We start from the raw sequence: 18032 nt of genomic DNA on the forward strand, positions 1-18032 counted from the left end.
CTCCACTTATTGTTTTTATGTCAGTTTGACTCACCTTAATAAATAAATTAATTTTGTTTTTTATATTTATTAATAAGTTTTTTAAATAAAATGAACATCAAGCAAATTCGTGCCTTTCTCGCTTTGTCCCACACATTAAATTTTGTCCAAGCGGCCAATCAGCTGCATTTATCACAACCGGCTTTGAGTTTGTCGATAAAAAGTTTAGAGGAGGATTTGGGGGGAAAGCTGTTTATCCGCACGACACGAAGCATGACTTTGACTCCAGAAGGAGAAGCTCTTGTGCCCATTGCCAAACAACTATTGGCTCATTGGGAGAATGCTGAAGAAGAAATGAAGCAACGCTTTGCTTTACAACGCGGTAAAATCAGCATTGCTTCCATGCCAGTGTTTGCCGCTTCCCTATTGCCCAAAGCGATTCGCAACTATCACCAAGCCTACCCAAAAGTAAAAGTTGCTATTCATGATGTGCTGTCTGACAAAGTTGAAGAGATGGTTCGCACTAACCAAGTCGAACTGGGCATCTCTTTTGAACCAGAAAACTTGAATAAGTTATCTTTCCACCCCCTGTATGAGGATGAGTTTATTGCTATCCTGCCGCCTCAACACCCTCTAAATCAGCACACAAGTTTGACTTGGAGTGAACTGATGGAAAATGACTTTATCAGTTTGCAAAGGCCATCCAATGTACGTAATAAGATAGAAACCGAATTAAAGAAACACCAGTTGGAACTTGGTGTCGCTTTCGATGCTCATCAACTGAATACTGTCTGTCGAATGGTGAGTGAAGGTATGGGGGTGGCCGTGGTACCCGCTTTGTGTCAAAAACAAGCGGAAGAGCAAGGAGCAATCTGCCATACCATCAGTCATCCCGCCATCAAATGGCGAGTCGGTGTCATTTGCCAGCCAAGATCCAGTTTATCTGTTGCCGCATCGGCCATGCTAAACACACTCATCAGTACTTATCGATAACACTACATACATATTTACTAAAAATTCTACCATGTAGAATTTATTTATTTGTCAAATATTGATTTCAGTACACTGGGTACCGCTTCCACCAAATCTTCAGCAATTAAACCAACTCCAAGTAAGTTACCCAATTCACCATGTATCCAAACACCAGCACAAGCCGCTTGCCAAATCGGCATTCCCTGTGCCATTAATCCCGCAATCAGTCCAGCCAAGACATCCCCCGATCCTGCCGTTGCCAATTCGGGTGGCGCATTGGTATTGATAGCACACAAGCCATCGGGTGATGCAATGATGGTATCTGCGCCTTTCAGCACAATAACGCTGTTACTTTGTTTTGCCGCCAATTGCGCTCGACTCACTTTGTCCATTCCCGTTTGCATAGCCAAATGAGGAAATAAACGAGCGAATTCCCCTTCATGAGGCGTCAGTACACAAGGGCCTTGAATAGCGGAAAAGAGGATTTGCGGATCATCGGCAAATGCACTAATGGCATCGGCATCAAGTAAACAAGGTCGCCGTGTTGCCAGAGCATCCAATACCCCTTGCTGTAAACGCCCTTTATGAGCACCTTCCAGCCCAGCACCTGGGCCTATTAAGATGGTGTTGTATCTGTCATCTTGCAACAACACCTCGAAAGCCTTCTCCACTTTCGCGTCGGTTAATGGATTGACCATGATTGCCAGTTGCGAGGCGGCATACACAGACCAAGCAGACTCAGGCACCGCCATAGACACTAAACCTGCACCCACGCGAAGAGCCGCTCTTGCCGATAAACGGCTGGCTCCCGTCATCCAGCGCCCACCGTAAACCAGAACATGTCCGCGATGAAATTTATGGCCATCGAGTTGATGTCTAGGGACAAAGGGTAACCAGTTTTCAGGGTGATTTTCCAAACAATTAATAGCTAATGAAGGTAAGACTTGAGGCGGAATCCCTATATCACTGACCACCAATTCACCACACAAATGACGTCCGGGTAACAACAAATGCCCGGGCTTTTTACGAAAGAAAGTGACGGTTAGCTGAGCTTTAACAGCGATACCAAGCACCTTTCCGGTCGCCCCATCCAAGCCACTTGGCACGTCTACGGCGCAAACAGGTATGCCGGAGTCAGCTAAAGCTGTTAATACGGACTTAATATGGCCATCAATGGGCCGCGACAAACCAGCACCAAATAACGCATCCACTACCAAATCGGCTTGCTTTAGCAAATTTTCAGACAAAGCTACAGCTTCACTTTGCCCATTTTTAGCGTGCGCCTGTGCCTCTTCCGACATGGATTCCAGCCGACCAACATAAGCCAAGGTGACTGGCCAGCCAGCTTGTTGTAGCAAGTTAGCAATCACAAAACCATCACCACCATTATTGCCCGGCCCAGCCATAATCAATACCCTGCATGGCGACCAACGCTGAACAATCTCATCAACTACGGCCTGCCCTGCTGCGGCCATCAACTGAAATGCCGATACACCAGACTGGATAGCAGCTTGATCTGCTAACGCCATTTGTTGAGGTGTGAGTAAAAAATACTTGTCTGTCGCCATAATATTCCACTCGATTTCCTTCGATTCGGTTTTGTCTTACTTCTTATAGCTTAAGCTATTCTGACGGATCAAAAGAGCATTTGATGTTATCAAATGCTGCTTTAAATATTATCAACTTAATTAGCACCCGTTTTTTGCCTATTCTGACTTAATTAAGCAAAGGTAATTTCTATAATAAAAAGAGTGGCAATATGAAAATATCCGAATCAAGACGCATCGTGGATTTGTCCGTTACATTAGAGAACAATCCTTACACAGATCCACCACCATTACTGCCTAAGATAGATTACACTGATCATCAACAAGGGTGGGACGAAATGGCTGGCATGTTTCCAGGGTTAAAAAAAGAAGACATGCCAGGCAATGAAGCTTGGGCTGTAGAAAAAATGGTCATGAGCGCTCATAACGGTACACATATGGACGCTCCTTGGCATTATGCCTCTACCACAGATGGTGGCAAGCCCGCTTACGGAATAGATAAGCTACCATTAGATTGGTGTCTACAACCTGGGGTTAAACTGGATTTCCGCGATTATCCTGATGGCCATATCATCACCGCTGAAGAAGTGGAAAAGGAGTTAAAACGGATTGGTCATGAGCTTCAACCTTTGGATATTGTTTTGGTCAATACCCGAGCTGGGGCCATTTACGGTGAAGCAGGTTATTTAGAAGCGGGGGTGGGTATGGGTCGTGAAGCCACACTGTATCTTCTCGAACGTGGTGTTCGTGTGGTTGGAACCGATGCTTGGAGCTGGGATGCGCCCTTTAGTTATACCCGCGAAAGATATGCCGAATCTGGCGATGCCTCTATCATTTGGGAAGGTCACAAAGCCGGTCGAGACATAGGGTACGGGCAAATGGAAAAGCTTTCCAACTTGGAAGCGTTACCAGCCAATGGCTTCTTGGTGTCTTGCTTTCCCTATAAAATCAAAAATGGTTCAGCTGGCTTCGTTCGCGCCGTAGCAATATTTGAATAAAATTCTCTCTCTATTGAAGAGAAAATGCTCAGCTGGTTGCGCATTTTCTCTTTTATGGCTCATCCAATACCAGCGTTAGCTAACGGTTTCTCAAAAGACATTCCTTTACCCCTCTGATGGCAATGCTTTTTTCACCAGATTCATTAGGTCACCATCATGTTGAAAGCCTAACTGATCCGCTTTTGCTGTTATTAAACTCGGAAAACAGCCAAATAGACGCTCAATATGAGTATTCACTTCATAGGTTACCAATTCTTTAACTGGCTGATCATATGCATCACCAATGGCTTGAACTAACTCAGCCATGTTAAAACACAAAGTAGGTAAGGTAATGGCGCGATCATATGTTAACTTAGCTGCATCAATACAGGCCGCATGCAATAGATTATCCACTATATTAGGTAATGAAGATGCCCAAGTGGTTGCCTTCTCAGACATGGGACATACAAAGTGATTTCCTCGTGCCAGTTCTCGAATAATGTCACTTAAAAAAGCAGATAATTGGCCTGTTTTCGCAGGTGGTCGCGCTAATATTCCAGGTAAACGCAACGAACGACCATCCACCCAACCACGGCGGCTAAAGTCGTTGATCATGACTTCACCCACGATTTTATGAGCGCCATAGCTTAGCTGAGGTTTAAGGGGCGTGTCGTCGTTGACAAAATCCGGCATCTTGCCAAATACGGCAATGCTGCTGGCAAAAACGAAGATGGGTTTACCTTGTCCGTTTTCCGTTTGTGCCTTGGCGATTTCAAGCAAGGTCATGGTGGCGTCGATATTGACTTTACGAGCCAAGCTATCGTTTTGTTCTGCCATACCACCGGGAATGCTGGCTAAATGAAAAATCACGTCGATGGTGGAACCGCTCAGCGTGTCCCACAACCAAGTGCCATCGGATAGATCGCCCGAGTATTTTTCGATTTTAATTGAAGGCACTTTTGTTGAAGATATTTTTTCAAAAAGTACCTCGTCAAATTGCCGATCAAGTAAGGTCAAGCGGGTGATGGTTTGCTGCCCTATTTGGCCGACCTCAAGTAATCGCTTTGTTAACCCTTGACCGACAAACCCGTTCGCTCCCGTTATCAGTATATTCATACCTTTCAACCCACTTTATCGTTTGAGACAACTCGCTGCTCAATCACGCCAAAGGGGCCATCGCGGCCATCGTCGAATTTGGCTTGCATGCGCACTAGATCACCAAATTTCATAAAGCCGGTTGTGATTTCTCCAAGGTCAATTTTTTCGATAACACGACGCTCGGAAATACACGCAGATCCAACAGCACGAGACACGTTCGATACCGTCCCTGATCCCAATATACAGCCAGCAGACAGACGACGACTGCGTGCCGCATGAGCAATCAACTCGGCAAATGAAAAATTCATCTCACTACCATGAGGCTCGCCAAAGCGCTCATCATTCCAAGCAATATGCAGAGACATATTAACGCGACCATTTTTCCAAGCATCACCAAGTTCATCTGGTGTGACGGCAACGGGTGCAAAACTAGAAGAAGGTTTAGCCTGTAAAAAACCGAAGCCCGAGTTCATTTCACGTGGACCAAGTGCTCGTAAACTCCAGTCATTAATTTGTACAATCAAACGAATCGCTTGTGCGGCTTGTTCTACTGTTGCAGACATGGGCACCTCTGCCATCACAACACCAAACTCGCCTTCAAAATCAATACCATCTTCTTCACTTGGCATGGGCATATCGGCACTTGGCCCCTGAAAATCATCACTTGCTCCCTGATACATAACAGGGATAGTGTCCATGTTCTCAATAGGATCTGTATTAAATGCTTTTTCCATCAATTTCGCGTGATTGGTAAAAGCCGATGCATCCAGCCACTGCGGACTTCTTGGCAATGGTGCAAGACAAGCCGCCCCATCAAATGCGAATACATTATCTGCTTGACCATCATTCAGTGCGTTATATAGAGACGTGAGTTTGGTTTCAACTGAATCCCAATTTTGAATGGCTTCTAATAAGTTCGCCGCAATAAAAGACGCATCGACTGCTGTCTTCAAATCTCGCGAAACAAGAATCAATTTTCCATCAAGCGTGCCATTAGGTAAGGTTGCGAATTTCATTGTTTTTATCCTGTAACGAAACTGACTAAAAGAGGTTATGAATGTGAGGCGATTTTGCTAGCCAAATCGTTATCGTATTTGCCATCAATAAGAATAAACAACATTCGACACATCTTACCGGATCGATTTGCCCAAGCATGATTAGTGCCGCGTTGAATCACCACACTGCCTTGTTTTAGCAAGGCCTCTCCATCATCGACGATGAGCGTCATTTCGCCTTCAATCACAATGCCATAATCAACAGACTCTGTTCTGTGCATCAAGGGATGCGGAGAATCCTCTTTAACAGTGGAAGCTCCTTCGTCACCAATATCAGAGAAGGCGTCTTTCATCTTGTCCTTACCATGAGATAAAAACTCTTCAGTATCGGGCGGAATGTCCACAAAACGGATCCGAGTACCCTCTTTCACAGGGGGTAAAACAATGGGGCCAAGGGTCGGGTCTTGTTCTGTACTAAGAATCAATGCTGGCGTTTGCTCTGTAGACCAAACCTCATGGAAGCGTGTACCAGGAACGGCCTCAATATCTTGTACTGTATTTAGAGGACCGTTTTCTATAATAATGGCTTTACCATTATCGTCGTGACCTGTGACCACGCGGTGAATTTCAGGAAGCTTCATCTCTTTCTCCTATGCATGAAAAATCAATAGAGGATATGCACAAAGTAAGTAAAACATGCTGTGCACATTACCACTGCGCACAGCTAAGTGTGTTTAAGGAAAATTAAATTGGTTGACTCAAGGCCATTAAGGATTGACCCATAATTTGCGAATGCTCAGCCTTATCACCATCATTAATTTCAATATCACAAAGGCGAGCCGAGTTTTCTACCACCATTCGACAACGCTCCCAACGACGCTCATGGAATTTCTCAAAAGCGACAGCGAGATCATCATTAGCGGCCAACTCATCCGCTAATACAATGCCGCTTTCAATGCCAATACCAGCACCACTAGCAAGGTGAGGCGTGGTTGCAGCAACCGTATCGCCAATCATTACCAGACGGCCACGATTCCAAGGCACTCGAACCAAAAGATTTGCTAAAGGTCGGTAGTCAATATTAGCTTCGTCTGCAAAGGCTTTGGGGATTAAGGCTTGCACCGTTGGGTTGTCAAACTTAGCCATAAGATCCGCGAAAACTTGCGGCCAAGTTTCTCGATCAATATGCTCCTTAGTGGGTCTATCTTCCGTGATAAACATATACATATGAGTCTCAGACACTGGATTGACACCCAGTTTTAGATGGTCCCCCATCCACATATTTACCTGATTCACTTCTGCAGGACGAGGCATGATGGCGCGCCAGACTCCTTGACCTATGTATTCAGGGTCAGGTACTTCTGGGAAAAATTCTTTACGCAGCTTGGAGTGAACACCATCCGCGCCGACAACCAAGTCATAAGCCGTTTGCGTGCCATCTGTGAAGGTAACCATGATGGCATCTTCATTTTGTTGAATGGATTCATAAGTACAGTCCAGTCGTACTTTTACTCCCGATTCCAGAGTCGCATTTGACATGATACGAGCCAGAGTAGGACGAAAAATACCGCCACTGCCTCCTACATTAGAACCAACTGGACTTGGCGTCGGTAATTCTTTAATGACAGTGCCATTCGCCAAGCGCATCGCTACGCCATCGGTAACACAACCTTGCTCTACTACTTGATCATATAGGCCTAAGGTCTCTAGAGCGCGCATTGACGCACCATTAATAGTGATACCAGCTCCCAACTCACACCAATCTGGGTCAATCTCAACGAGATCGACGTCCAACCCATGATGACGCATTCTGATTGCCGCCGACATGCCTGAAAAGCCACCACCAATGACCAATACTTTTTTCACTGCAGCCATGTTATGACTCCTTATTTTTGTTCTCTAAATCACACATAAAAACTCTACCCAGTTCATCTACGTATACAGTGACTGGCTCTAATTTCTTACCAAGACAAGGCCCTTGAACACAAAGGCCTGTCTCCGGTTCAAAAAGTGCCCCATGAGCAAAGCAAGTAAGGTGCGTCTTTTCAGAATTGATGTACGCATCTTTTTTCCATGCCATTGGAGCACCATCAATATGAGGACAAGAATTTTTCCATCCATACAATTCGCCCTCTATTTTCACTAGGAAAAGTAAATCCTGTCCCTCGCTTCCAGCTAAAAACCCTTTTGTTTCACGCTCTCCTACGTCATCCACATGACATAAAGCAATCTTGTCTGCCAGGGTATTCATAAAGACGAAGCCTTTAGCGTCGTTTTATCACTGTTAGAAGAAGCCTCTTCTGCATCAAACGAATGAGTAAGTTCCACTTGCTCCGCACACTGGCCTTGTGCTGTAGAATCAAATTTTGGCTTAAGAAGAAAGTGTGCTAATGCAGGTAACAATAGAAGGGCACCTAGCATGTTCCACAAGAACATAAAAGCTAACAGCAAGCCCATATCGGCTTGGAATTTGATAGGACTGAATACCCAAGTAATCACACCGATAGACAGAGTGACCCCAGTTAACATCACCACTTTACCGGTAAAATTAAGGGCTCTTAGATAAGCCTTAGATAAAGAAGAGCCAGCTCTAAGTTCCATCATCACAATGGACAAGATGTACAAGGCGTAATCAATACCTATGCCAACGCCCAAGGCAATCACTGGAAGCGTAGCAACCTTTACCCCCATGCCAAGCTGAACCATGAGTGCTTCAGCCAACACCGAGGTTAGCATTAATGGCAAAATAGCCACCACAACGGCTTTCCATGATCGAAATGCAATAAAGGACAAAATAATCATGGCGCCATACACCAAGAACAACATTTGATACCAGGCTTCTTTCACCGCGATATTCGTTGCTGCTTGAATACCAGCACTGCCCGCAGCCAACATAAAAGATACCTCTTCTGTGTTGTTATCACGAGCGAAAGCCTCGACGTATTCAACAACACCTGACAAGGTATCGGCTTTATGATCAGTTAAGTAAACGTATAAGGTCAGCAAGTTACAACTATCGTTGTATAAGCCGCGAGGTGCCCCTGCCGTAATGTAATTCAACATACTTTGGTTTGGCACAAAGTCGTACCACTTAGGATTGCCCTCGTTTAGACCTGACATCACACGACGAGACAATAAAGACAGCGAGTTCGTAGACTCAACACCCGGCAATTGTCGAAGTTGCCACTCAAGCGCATCTATTTTATTAAGTGTTGAATATTGCGAACACTGGGTATCAGGTGTCTTTATCATGATCGCCATAACATCGCTGGATGCACCATAGTGGCTGTTCATAAAGGCGACATCTTGGTTATAACGACTGTCTTGACGAAGCTCAGGTGCCCCCTGATCTAAATCCCCTATTTTTAGTAAACTACTTTGTTGTATGCCTAAAGCAGCCAAAAGAACTCCGACAGAAATCGCGCCAATGGCCCACTTACGGGTAGTAAATTTGTCGAGCAACAGCCATAAGACGGGCGTCTTTTTCATCTCGACTGACAAGGGATCATTTTCAACGCTACGCTGCGCTGCTTTTGAACTTACGCCAACATAAGAAAGTAAGATAGGCAACAAGATCAGATTGGTAAAAATGAGTACCGCAACCCCGATTGATGAAGCGATTGCCAGCTCTTGTATGACCTTAATGTCTATCATCAACAATACTGCAAAACCCACCGCATCGGCGAGCAATGCGGTTAAGCCTGCTAGAAATAAACGTCGAAAGGTGAAGCGAGCTGCAATTAGCTTATCGTGGCCACGGCCAATATCCTGCATAATACCATTCATTTTTTGCGCACCATGACTCATGCCAATTGCGAACACAAGAAACGGTACCAAAATAGAATATGGGTCTAGGTCATAACCAAGTGAAGGCAGTATGCCCAACTGCCAGACCACAGCGAGTAAGGACGCAAACACGACCAAACCCGTTGAACGAACACAGCGCGTGTACCAAAACACCATCAAGGTAGCAATCACCACAGCAATGGCAAAGAACCAAAGGACCGCTTGCACTCCTTCTATCAAGTCCCCCATTACTTTGGTAAACCCGGTAATATGGATTTCCAGCCCCTGTGCTTGATACTTATCGCGAAGCGCTTCTAGCATGGTCGAGTATTGCGCATAATCCAGTGGATTGCCGTCAGCATCTTGATTTAAGAGTGGCAAATAGATAATGCTCGACTCTTCGTCAGCAGCGACCAGTCGACCAATTTCTCCAGAACGAGAAATGTTTGCTCTTAACGCTTGCAGACTGGTCTCAGAACCGTCATAGAACTCTGGAATCACAGGGCCACCTTCTAACCCCTCTTCCGTTACGCCAATCCAACGGGTGGAAGGCGTCCAAAGTGATTTCATTTGAACTCGATCCACTCCGGGCAAAAGGAATATCTCATCACTTAACTGTTTAAGTAACTCAAGATACTGAGCATCATAAATAGAGCCATTAGGGTTAACAACGGCCACTCTTAATGCATTACCAAGTCCGCTAAGTTCATCTTGATAGGTGAGGTAATTTTGAATATAAGGCTGCTGAGTCGGTAAGGTCTTCTCAAAGCTTGCATTGATTGTCAGCTTGCTCGATTGCCATGCTAATACTATTGAAAGCAAAGCGAAAACAACAAGAATAAAAGCTCGATGGTTAAACAGCAAACGCTCTATAAGCAGACCAGAATTCGGGTCAAATTTGTCATGAGACATGGCATCAGTTTGCGGCAACGTCATTGCAAACCTCCTTTTGGAATGGGTATTGCCCCATGAATACTGAGTGTTAGCAGATCCCCTTTGGGAGTCTGGTAAATATTGGTCAAGGGTGGAAAACCATTATGTTTGCTTGTTACTAACGCCTTGTCAGTTAAGGTCAAAATCAAGCCAGCTTGGTTTACCAGCAAAACATGACCATCTTTAAGTATGGTTGACGCGACAATAGACGCTTGAATCGGATTGAAAACTTGTTCCCATGTATCGCCATCGTCATTAGAAATAAAGGTATTACCACGCAGGCCAGACAATAAGATACGACCATCTGGCAAAAACTCAGCGGTAAAAAAACTGCCTTCATAAGGTGTTTCAATACTTCTAAATGTTTTCCCTGAATCTTCAGATAAAGCAACGAAGCCCATCTCCCCAGCGATCAAAATTCGTTCCGCTTGGCTTTTAATGACGTATAAATGCGCCTCAAAAAAGTTCTCAATACGATCCATCCAAGGCTGCCAAGTCTCGCCACCATCCTTTGTTTCAAAAGCAAGACCGTAAGCTCCAACCACAACCAGGTGGTCGGCACTTAGCTGCAACAAATCTAAAAAAGGTTTATCTGGACCATCATCCACTAGATATTGTCGATTACGAATGGTTTCCTCATCTCCCCACAACTTGGCTTCCGCCAGCAGTTGGTTAGCAAGCACTCTGCCATCCCAGATTTTTTGCCAAGTTTGGCCTCCATTGATGGTCTTTAAAATAGCGCCGCCATGTCCTATGGCATAACCATGCTGCGCATCATGAAATGAGATCCCAGTGAGAGTAACACTCACCGGAGAGGGCAATTGCTCCCATTTAACCCCATCACTGGATTTAAGGATCAGCCCTCGTTCACCTACGGCATATAATTGGTTTTTCGATGCGACGACATCCAATAAAACCGAGCGAGCTCCCAATTGAGTCGAAACGGCAGGACGGTCAAGCGCATCCACTGTCGTCGCGGCATACAGTGTGCCTGATGCGCTCAGCAAAGCTGAGGCAATCAAAGGGATCAAAACAGGGAACTTACAACGCATCATACTGCGGACTCCACTTCGCCTGTTTGAGCAGAAGTAAACACTCTTAAAAAACAGAGAATAGACACAAAACCAAATACTGCCGCAGCAACACCTATACCCTGATAGCCTACTAGCTTAATCAGTGTTCCTCCCAGAATGGGGCCGATGGCTGCACCTACCATTAACATTGCAGGTGTCGCGGCAAGCGCTCGACCAGAGGTATCCAGCTTAGCCAACAAACCAAACACAAAGGTATGTGTGAATATCATGATTGCCACAAAAAACATGGAGCCCGCCGCAAAGACAGGCAACACCTCAGCATTCATAATAATGTTCGCTAATATAATCTGCAGAATTGGCCCTATAATAAGCACAGCACGAGGAGACAAACGTTTTTCCAGTATCCCTGCAAGGGCTGCCGCGACAATATTGATTAAGGCTAACGCCACCAGAATCATGACGATATTTTGATGTTCGAACCCTCTATCGTGACCAACACGTTCCATAAAACTGAAGGTCATCGCCTGAGTAATGGCCATCAAACTGATAGCAAGAATACCGAACCAGACACCTGTAGGAATTTTTTGCGTTTTTTCACCCACATTATTTCCTTCTGACAACTCACTCTTCGTCAATGAAGGAAACGCGATGAAACAAATCAGCGAAGCAATCGCCATGATGCCACCAAAGATGATAAAAATGGCATGACCACCTACCGCCTTAGTAATGTTTGGCGTCGCCCCCATAAAAAAGAAGCCCGTTACACCCAAACAAAAACCGGCAATCGCAAACAGCTTATGCGGATTAGGGCTACGAGCAATCGTCCCATGAGCCATACTCAATGCAGAACTAGAGGTCAAACCCGCACAAAGATGCAAGATAGCTAATACGGAATACTCTTGTACCTGAGCCGCTGCAAAAAAACACAGGGCCGCCAGCAAAAAACCACCCACAGCAATCGCGCGACGATTCCATTTCTTAAAACGAGGCGCAACGAACATACTGGCACACACAGCGCCAATCAAAAACAGCGTCACCAAACCACCAGACTGTTGAGAGTCAAATTGGTATGACGCAACCAACACACCTATCCATAGAGGTAACGCGACAAGATCCAACATACCGGCGCAATGAGACACCATCAACGCGGCATTACCCTTAAAACCAAATGAAGGTCTCATAATGAACCTCCTTTTAAGAACAATGCAACTTGACATCCATGGATTAAGAACACTTGTGTGCTCATTAGATTTTTAACTGGCTTAACCATCTTTTGTACACCCACATTAGTTATTTTTATCTAGGGAAATGCACTTTTTTGAAGCAAGAAAATAGTCTTATCCTACCCCATCAAAAAAGTGCTGCTCTCTCATTTTTTAGGAAGGAGATTATTCATAATCTCCGTTATGACCTGAATCTGGCCCTGGTGACCATTTCGGACGATTTTTTAATAAGAAAACTTGCGAATTATCGGCTCCAGGAAGCGCGCTTCTTGGCTCCCAATTTTTATCGTGCAAATCCATATCTGCATCCATTTCGATATGACAAGCAAAAGGACTATTGAAGTACCAGAACCAATTGGAACCCAAAATGTGTCTACCCGGCCCCCAAAATGCTTGGTAACCTTTTTCAATGAAACGAGAGCCATTTTGCATAATCTCGGTCGGCCCTGCGAAATGGAAGGTAAAATGCTCGACACCTGTCATAAATGGCGGCGCACCAATTAAAAAATGAGTATGATGCTCTAACGAACCCGCAGGTTGTAGAAAAGGCCCCACACCCTCAAAGCGGTCAGTACAACGAAAACCCAATCGCTCCACGTAAAAGGCTTCTGCTTTGACTGGATCTGGAACAAAAAACACAATATGAGATAATGAATGTGGACGTATTTGCTCTGCATCATTATCCACACCAAGCGCATTGACAGGACGTGACACAGGGGATCCTGGCAAATTTGAGACTTCTCCCACTACGGCAAGAGACTTGCGCTGAGTAATCTGGAAGCCAATAGCAAAACCCGAATCATCAGTGGATTCAATCGAACCATCTGCTAATAAGGTTACCTGACGATCTTTTCGCAACTCTTCTGCAATATGATCCAGTGTTTGTTGATCGGCTACTCCCATAACGGTTTTACGCATCATACAGCCGTTGCCAACACTGGCTGGTAATGAGTCATCTGAAGTATGCGCTAACACCACCCCTGACCCATCTAAAGCTTCAAAGCGTCCACCCTGTTCATTAACGTCTTTGGCGATCAAACCATAATCAGTGAGAAAGGTTGCACAAGAAGCAATATCCTCTACCGCAAAAACAATTGTTTCCAAACCCAAAATTTTCATGTCATTCTCCTCAGGCAGTATGACCACCTAATGTTTCGGCCACCCAATCAACGATATAGGCGCCAGCATTAGCGGAATTATCAAAACTGGAATGCTGCACACCACCTTCACGATCGGTAAAAATCTTGAGCTCTTTTTTAGGGCTATTGGTCAGTTGCTCAAATGTTCTATGCGCCCATTTCAATGGGATTTGAGAGTCTTTTTCCCCATGAGTGACTAAGAAAGGCACTTTTATGCGGTCAAGCACACCATCCAGATGAACCTTTTCAGCGATTTCCATGAACTCGTCCATGTCTTTCGCTCCCCATACCCAACGAACATGATCCCAATAATGCGGAACAGGGAAACTGCCTTCTTTTTCTAAGCGGCGTTTTTGCACATCACGCCAATCATGATTCGCCCCCCATACCACACCACAAGCAAAACGTGGTTCAAAAGCAACCGCACGTGGACAGTAATAACCACCCAGGGAAACCCCTTCCATGCCAATGCGTTTGGCATCTATTTCCTCACGCGTCTCTAACCAATCCACGACTCGACTAGCCCAATGCTCGCTATCGTATCGGGCGGTCAAACCCTGTTGACGAATCGCCTCCCCCGTACCTGGTTGGTCTACCACTAGAGAAGAAATACCTCGTTTTGCCAACCAAGCTGGCATGCCCACTCGGTATTTCATTTCTTTTGTCGAATCCAAGCCGTTAACCTGAACCAAAATAGGCGCTTTACCTTTTACCCCTTCTGCACGAACGTACAAGGCGGATAAATGCTTGCCTTCATAAGGAATTTCCACTCGCTCGCAATTCTCTTTCGCCAGATCAATACCACGAGCGAAAATATCTAAAAAACGTTGATACAATTCAGCACGACCTGGAGAACCATGACCTTGAAGTCGTTCAGCGGTTAAATAATATGTCGCTGCACGACCGTATTTCTCACCTGCGGAAATCAGTCGCCCTTTTTCTTCATCCTCTTGAGCAAGTTCGCACAATTTGTCTGCCATGTTTTCCCACGTTTCACGAAATGCTTTTGACGCAGCCGCATCCTTTGCATTAGCCGCTTCCTTTAAAGGGGCACACATGACCTCAACTTCACCAATCTTAGCGCCCATTTCAAGTGCCAAATTGATGGACAAATCCCAAGGATAATTAGTCGGAAAATAACGAAACATACTCACTCCAAATTATATTTTTACGACGCTTGTCGCTTTTTCAAAACCTACATCCAGAAGTGGCTAAAAAGGGAAGAAAAGCCACTCCTAGATGTAAAAGTCATTAGCTCACTCTATCTAACACCTTTTCTCGCCAACCCTTGACCGGTAAAAGTACTCGTCGAGATACGTTCTACAGGTCTATTCTGAAATGGCTTGTCATTTAATAAATTTGCTACGTATGCCTCACCTGACAACAAATTATAAAAACCGAAAGTTTGAGCAATGGTTCCAGGGAACTCCGGCATGACGTAATTAAATTGCCATAGGGTTTTCCATAACTGACCTTGAGAATCCCAACGATCAGCCAACATCCCTGCCCATGTATCTTCATCTAGGTAGTAGCGACTCCGAACCGCTTGGTGACGTTTACCTTCCGCCAGTGTCGCTTCAACGACCCAAACACGGTGTAACTCCCAGCGAACGGCTTCAGGATTTAAATGATTACCGGTAATGACTTCTTGGTCTGAATACTGCAAAAATCGATTTTGGTTATAAGGAATCAACATTTCCTGTTTACCAATCAACTTCCAATCAAACACATCTGTACGTCCACTAAACACGCTAAGCTCATCAAATGACATTAGGCCAGCTGTGGCAGGAGTCGGAGTATCGCAGCAAGCATTAGGCAACTTACGTACCCGTCTCTGACCCGCTAAATACACATAGGATGCTGTCTTCGATGCATCGAGGTTATTACGACCTACAATGCGCTCTCCAGCTCGAATGGGTGGACCATAGTTTTCCAAATTAATTTCCCAGAAAAAGCCTTCAAAATCTTCTGCGGATCCTTCTTGGAAATAATAGGGATATTGGTTTTTGATAAGACCATCTGTGGTTAGTACTAGCTTACCGCTTGAAGTAATTTGATATTGGTTAATTTCAGCTTCCGAGCTAACACCTTTCCAACCAAGTCGATGATTGTTAATTGCTTCCAAACCATTGTTAGGAATTGGAAATGGAATACCGCCATAAGCCCCCTTTACGTCATGTCCTTGCAGGTGACCGTAAAGCGCATTCTGTTGGGTGTACTCATATACCCAGTCTGGCGCGGTAGCAGTTCGATGCGTAGGATAGACGTTCAACTTATAAGTGTCAGGGTACTTCGCCAGCATAGCTTTTACGCCGTCAGACAGTTTGTCTGCGTACTGCGCCATATTTTGGTAAGTAACGGTATATAAAGGTTTTTCATCGGCAAATGGGTCAAGGCGCTTGCTACCCAATTTTTCGCCTGGAATTGGCTGATTAAAGCCACCGGTCCATGCTGGAATGGTACCTTCAGCATTACCTGCCATTTCAGCACCAAAAGGCGTCAAGTCTTGACCCAGTCTCGCTGCTTGTTCTGGTGACACTGCGGCAAAAGTAGGCACAGCCAAACAAGCAATAGAGGCGAATACGGCATTCGTGATTAACTTAGTATTTCTTTTCATTATTATCTCTCCAAGTTACTACTAAAAGACGGTCTGTACCGAAGCTGAAATGAAATCTCGATCTTTCAATGCTTGTTTGTATTGCGCATTGTTATCCCCGTCTAAGAAATAGCCTTCCTCACCAAGGTATTTCGTATAATTCATCGAGAAATTCCAGCGACTCAAATACACCGCTTTGATACCAAGGTTGAGATCGCCACCACCATCAACACCAAAACCAGCGCCAACGGCAGACGATTTACCCCATGTATGCCCTAGCCCAACAGAGGGGGTTAAATCAACACCATCAAAAAACTGACGATAAGTTGGGCTATAAACCATTCTCAAAGCGACCGCTGATTTGTCCGCATTGGGGTTCAGCATGCTTTCGTTGTCGGTCGTTTTCACTCGAGTATTCCAAGCGATCTCACCCGTAAAGCTTGCTTCCTTAGCAATAAAACTTGGGCCTAAACTCCCTATCCATGAGAATTGTGCATGGGCAGTCTCACCCACTGCGTAACCAGGATTCGAATCATTGTCATATTGCGTTCCAGTTGGCGTAATGCTTTGTCCTTTACTGGCCAAAGGGGCGTTACGACGATAGGAAATTTCCCCCGCTAAACTCCAAATCCCAACGCTTTTTGCCATACTGAAGCCATAGGCTTCGATCCCCTCTTGATAAGCAAATTGGTACTCGCTAGGCTGAAATGATGAGTTAAGTATTGTGTAGATATTACTAATGGTTGTGGCGTGATAACGTGTTGCATATATCCCATAATCTGTAAAGGTATCGTAATCACTCCATCTAAGTTGAAGACCATACTGGCCATCGTCTTCGGCTTCTTGATCACCTATTTTCGTGAACTCATTAGAGCCAGCAAGTAACCTTTCACCACCCAGAGTATCACTGGAAGACAAGTACGCACCGGCGGGTGCCAAACGAGACTTTTCCCACTCATACCCAACATAAGCACCAAGACTAAGTGCTTCTGTTAATGGCACATCCACCGACAGTTTACCGGTAGGAAGAGCGATCTCTTTGAACTGAGAATTAGGCACGGAAGCTAACTTGACAATATCCAATGGCGCTTGACCACCCGCAATACCATTTATTCCAAAATACAGACTTTCCCCCCAAAGCAATGAATGTCGTCCCAAACGAACCGTACCTTCCATACCGTCGGATACAGGAAAATAGGCGTAGGCGAAAGCATCAAGTAAATCCGTATCACCCCCCATTACTTCTTTCGCTTCATCTGAAAATTCACTAGCAGGACTATGATTTGAGGAGCTACTGGTATTGTCTGTATTGCCATGATAAACCTCGTCATACCACGCGGTTCCACTGACTCGAAAACCCACGTCCTTATAGGACAAATCCAATTCAGTCAGTAAATCCAGACGATTTGAAACAAGACCCTTATCAAAGTTATTGTCGCCGTCATTCTGATTCGCACCCTGACTTGGGTTATCCGTTCCATTTAATCCATTCGATGCGTCTTTTAATCGAAATGCGGTACTGTATTTAACCGTGTTGTCAAACGTCAGTCGCAGATCTGAATTCCCTGTCTCTATTTCAAAAGCCAACAATGCCGGACTGCATGACATCACTGATAGGGCTACTGCGCTCAGTTTTAACGGAGCCAATTTTTTTATTTTAATGTTCACTAGTTCCCTCCTCCTTATGGAGTTTTTATTTTTATCGTAAGGAAGAGACAAATCTAATGACGGACAATCTTTCAGTAAAACCCTT

15 protein-coding genes are annotated in these 18032 nt (G+C 44.9%); 2 read left to right on the forward strand and 13 right to left on the reverse strand.

Annotation, left to right across the window (positions count from 1 at the left end; translation table 11 throughout):
* Nucleotides 1–90: 90 nt before the first annotated feature.
* Entirely contained in the window at nucleotides 91–972 is an 882-nt protein-coding gene (locus tag ABXS85_RS06385) for a LysR family transcriptional regulator (RefSeq protein WP_353669207.1), read from the forward strand.
* 44 nt (nucleotides 973–1016) lie between these two features.
* On the opposite strand, the gene ABXS85_RS06390 is transcribed toward ABXS85_RS06385, so the two are convergent.
* Nucleotides 1017–2519 carry an NAD(P)H-hydrate dehydratase gene (locus tag ABXS85_RS06390; protein ID WP_353669208.1) on the reverse strand — a complete coding sequence of 501 codons (1503 nt, stop codon included), beginning with the start codon at nucleotides 2517–2519 and terminating at the stop codon, nucleotides 1017–1019.
* Nucleotides 2520–2710: 191 nt separating this feature from the next.
* Here ABXS85_RS06390 and ABXS85_RS06395 point away from each other — a divergent pair, with 191 nt between their 5' ends.
* Nucleotides 2711–3496 carry a cyclase family protein gene (locus tag ABXS85_RS06395; protein WP_353669209.1) on the forward strand — a complete coding sequence of 262 codons (786 nt, stop codon included), beginning with the start codon at nucleotides 2711–2713 and terminating at the stop codon, nucleotides 3494–3496.
* A gap of 105 nt (nucleotides 3497–3601) precedes the next feature.
* Here the strand turns inward: ABXS85_RS06395 and ABXS85_RS06400 are convergent, their stop codons facing one another.
* From ABXS85_RS06400 to ABXS85_RS06455, 12 genes are all read right to left on the reverse strand, one after another.
* Complete coding sequence (locus tag ABXS85_RS06400) at nucleotides 3602–4591, reverse strand: NAD-dependent epimerase/dehydratase family protein (protein WP_353669210.1); 990 nt, start codon at nucleotides 4589–4591, stop codon at nucleotides 3602–3604.
* 5 nt (nucleotides 4592–4596) lie between these two features.
* Nucleotides 4597–5589, reverse strand: coding sequence for a fumarylacetoacetate hydrolase family protein (locus ABXS85_RS06405; RefSeq protein ID WP_353669211.1), 993 nt, complete (start codon nucleotides 5587–5589; stop codon nucleotides 4597–4599).
* A 35-nt stretch (nucleotides 5590–5624) separates the two neighbouring features.
* Nucleotides 5625–6209: a cupin domain-containing protein gene (locus tag ABXS85_RS06410; protein ID WP_353669212.1), complete on the reverse strand. Its 585-nt coding sequence runs from the start codon at nucleotides 6207–6209 to the stop codon at nucleotides 5625–5627.
* A 103-nt stretch (nucleotides 6210–6312) separates the two neighbouring features.
* Nucleotides 6313–7443, reverse strand: coding sequence for an FAD-dependent oxidoreductase (locus ABXS85_RS06415; protein ID WP_353669213.1), 1131 nt, complete (start codon nucleotides 7441–7443; stop codon nucleotides 6313–6315).
* A 1-nt stretch (nucleotide 7444) separates the two neighbouring features.
* A complete protein-coding gene (locus ABXS85_RS06420) occupies nucleotides 7445–7819 on the reverse strand; it encodes a Rieske (2Fe-2S) protein (protein ID WP_353669214.1) in 375 nt (124 codons plus the stop codon).
* On the reverse strand, nucleotides 7816–10290 hold the full coding sequence (locus ABXS85_RS06425) for an MMPL family transporter (RefSeq protein ID WP_353669215.1): 2475 nt from the start codon (nucleotides 10288–10290) through the stop codon (nucleotides 7816–7818). Before ABXS85_RS06425 ends, ABXS85_RS06420 begins: the two co-directional genes overlap by 4 nt.
* The gene (locus tag ABXS85_RS06430; protein ID WP_353669216.1) at nucleotides 10287–11342 is read right to left on the reverse strand and encodes a YCF48-related protein; all 1056 of its coding nucleotides are present in this window, start codon (nucleotides 11340–11342) and stop codon (nucleotides 10287–10289) included. The genes ABXS85_RS06425 and ABXS85_RS06430 overlap by 4 nt, the downstream gene beginning before the upstream one ends.
* Nucleotides 11339–12502 (reverse strand): MFS transporter, encoded by a 1164-nt coding sequence (locus ABXS85_RS06435; protein WP_353669217.1) that lies wholly within the window; start codon nucleotides 12500–12502, stop codon nucleotides 11339–11341. Before ABXS85_RS06435 ends, ABXS85_RS06430 begins: the two co-directional genes overlap by 4 nt.
* A 207-nt stretch (nucleotides 12503–12709) precedes the next feature.
* The gene (locus ABXS85_RS06440; RefSeq protein ID WP_353669218.1) at nucleotides 12710–13663 is read right to left on the reverse strand and encodes a VOC family protein; all 954 of its coding nucleotides are present in this window, start codon (nucleotides 13661–13663) and stop codon (nucleotides 12710–12712) included.
* Nucleotides 13664–13673: 10 nt separating this feature from the next.
* Complete coding sequence (locus ABXS85_RS06445) at nucleotides 13674–14831, reverse strand: prolyl oligopeptidase family serine peptidase (protein ID WP_353669219.1); 1158 nt, start codon at nucleotides 14829–14831, stop codon at nucleotides 13674–13676.
* A gap of 113 nt (nucleotides 14832–14944) precedes the next feature.
* Complete coding sequence (locus ABXS85_RS06450) at nucleotides 14945–16300, reverse strand: DUF1329 domain-containing protein (RefSeq protein ID WP_353669220.1); 1356 nt, start codon at nucleotides 16298–16300, stop codon at nucleotides 14945–14947.
* Between the two features lie 21 nt (nucleotides 16301–16321).
* Nucleotides 16322–17947, reverse strand: a complete 1626-nt coding sequence (locus ABXS85_RS06455; RefSeq protein ID WP_353669221.1) for a DUF1302 family protein — start codon at nucleotides 17945–17947, stop codon at nucleotides 16322–16324.
* Between the last annotated feature and the right edge of the window lie 85 nt (nucleotides 17948–18032).

Source organism: Marinomonas sp. THO17 (assembly GCF_040436405.1).
Lineage (GTDB): Bacteria > Pseudomonadota > Gammaproteobacteria > Pseudomonadales > Marinomonadaceae > Marinomonas.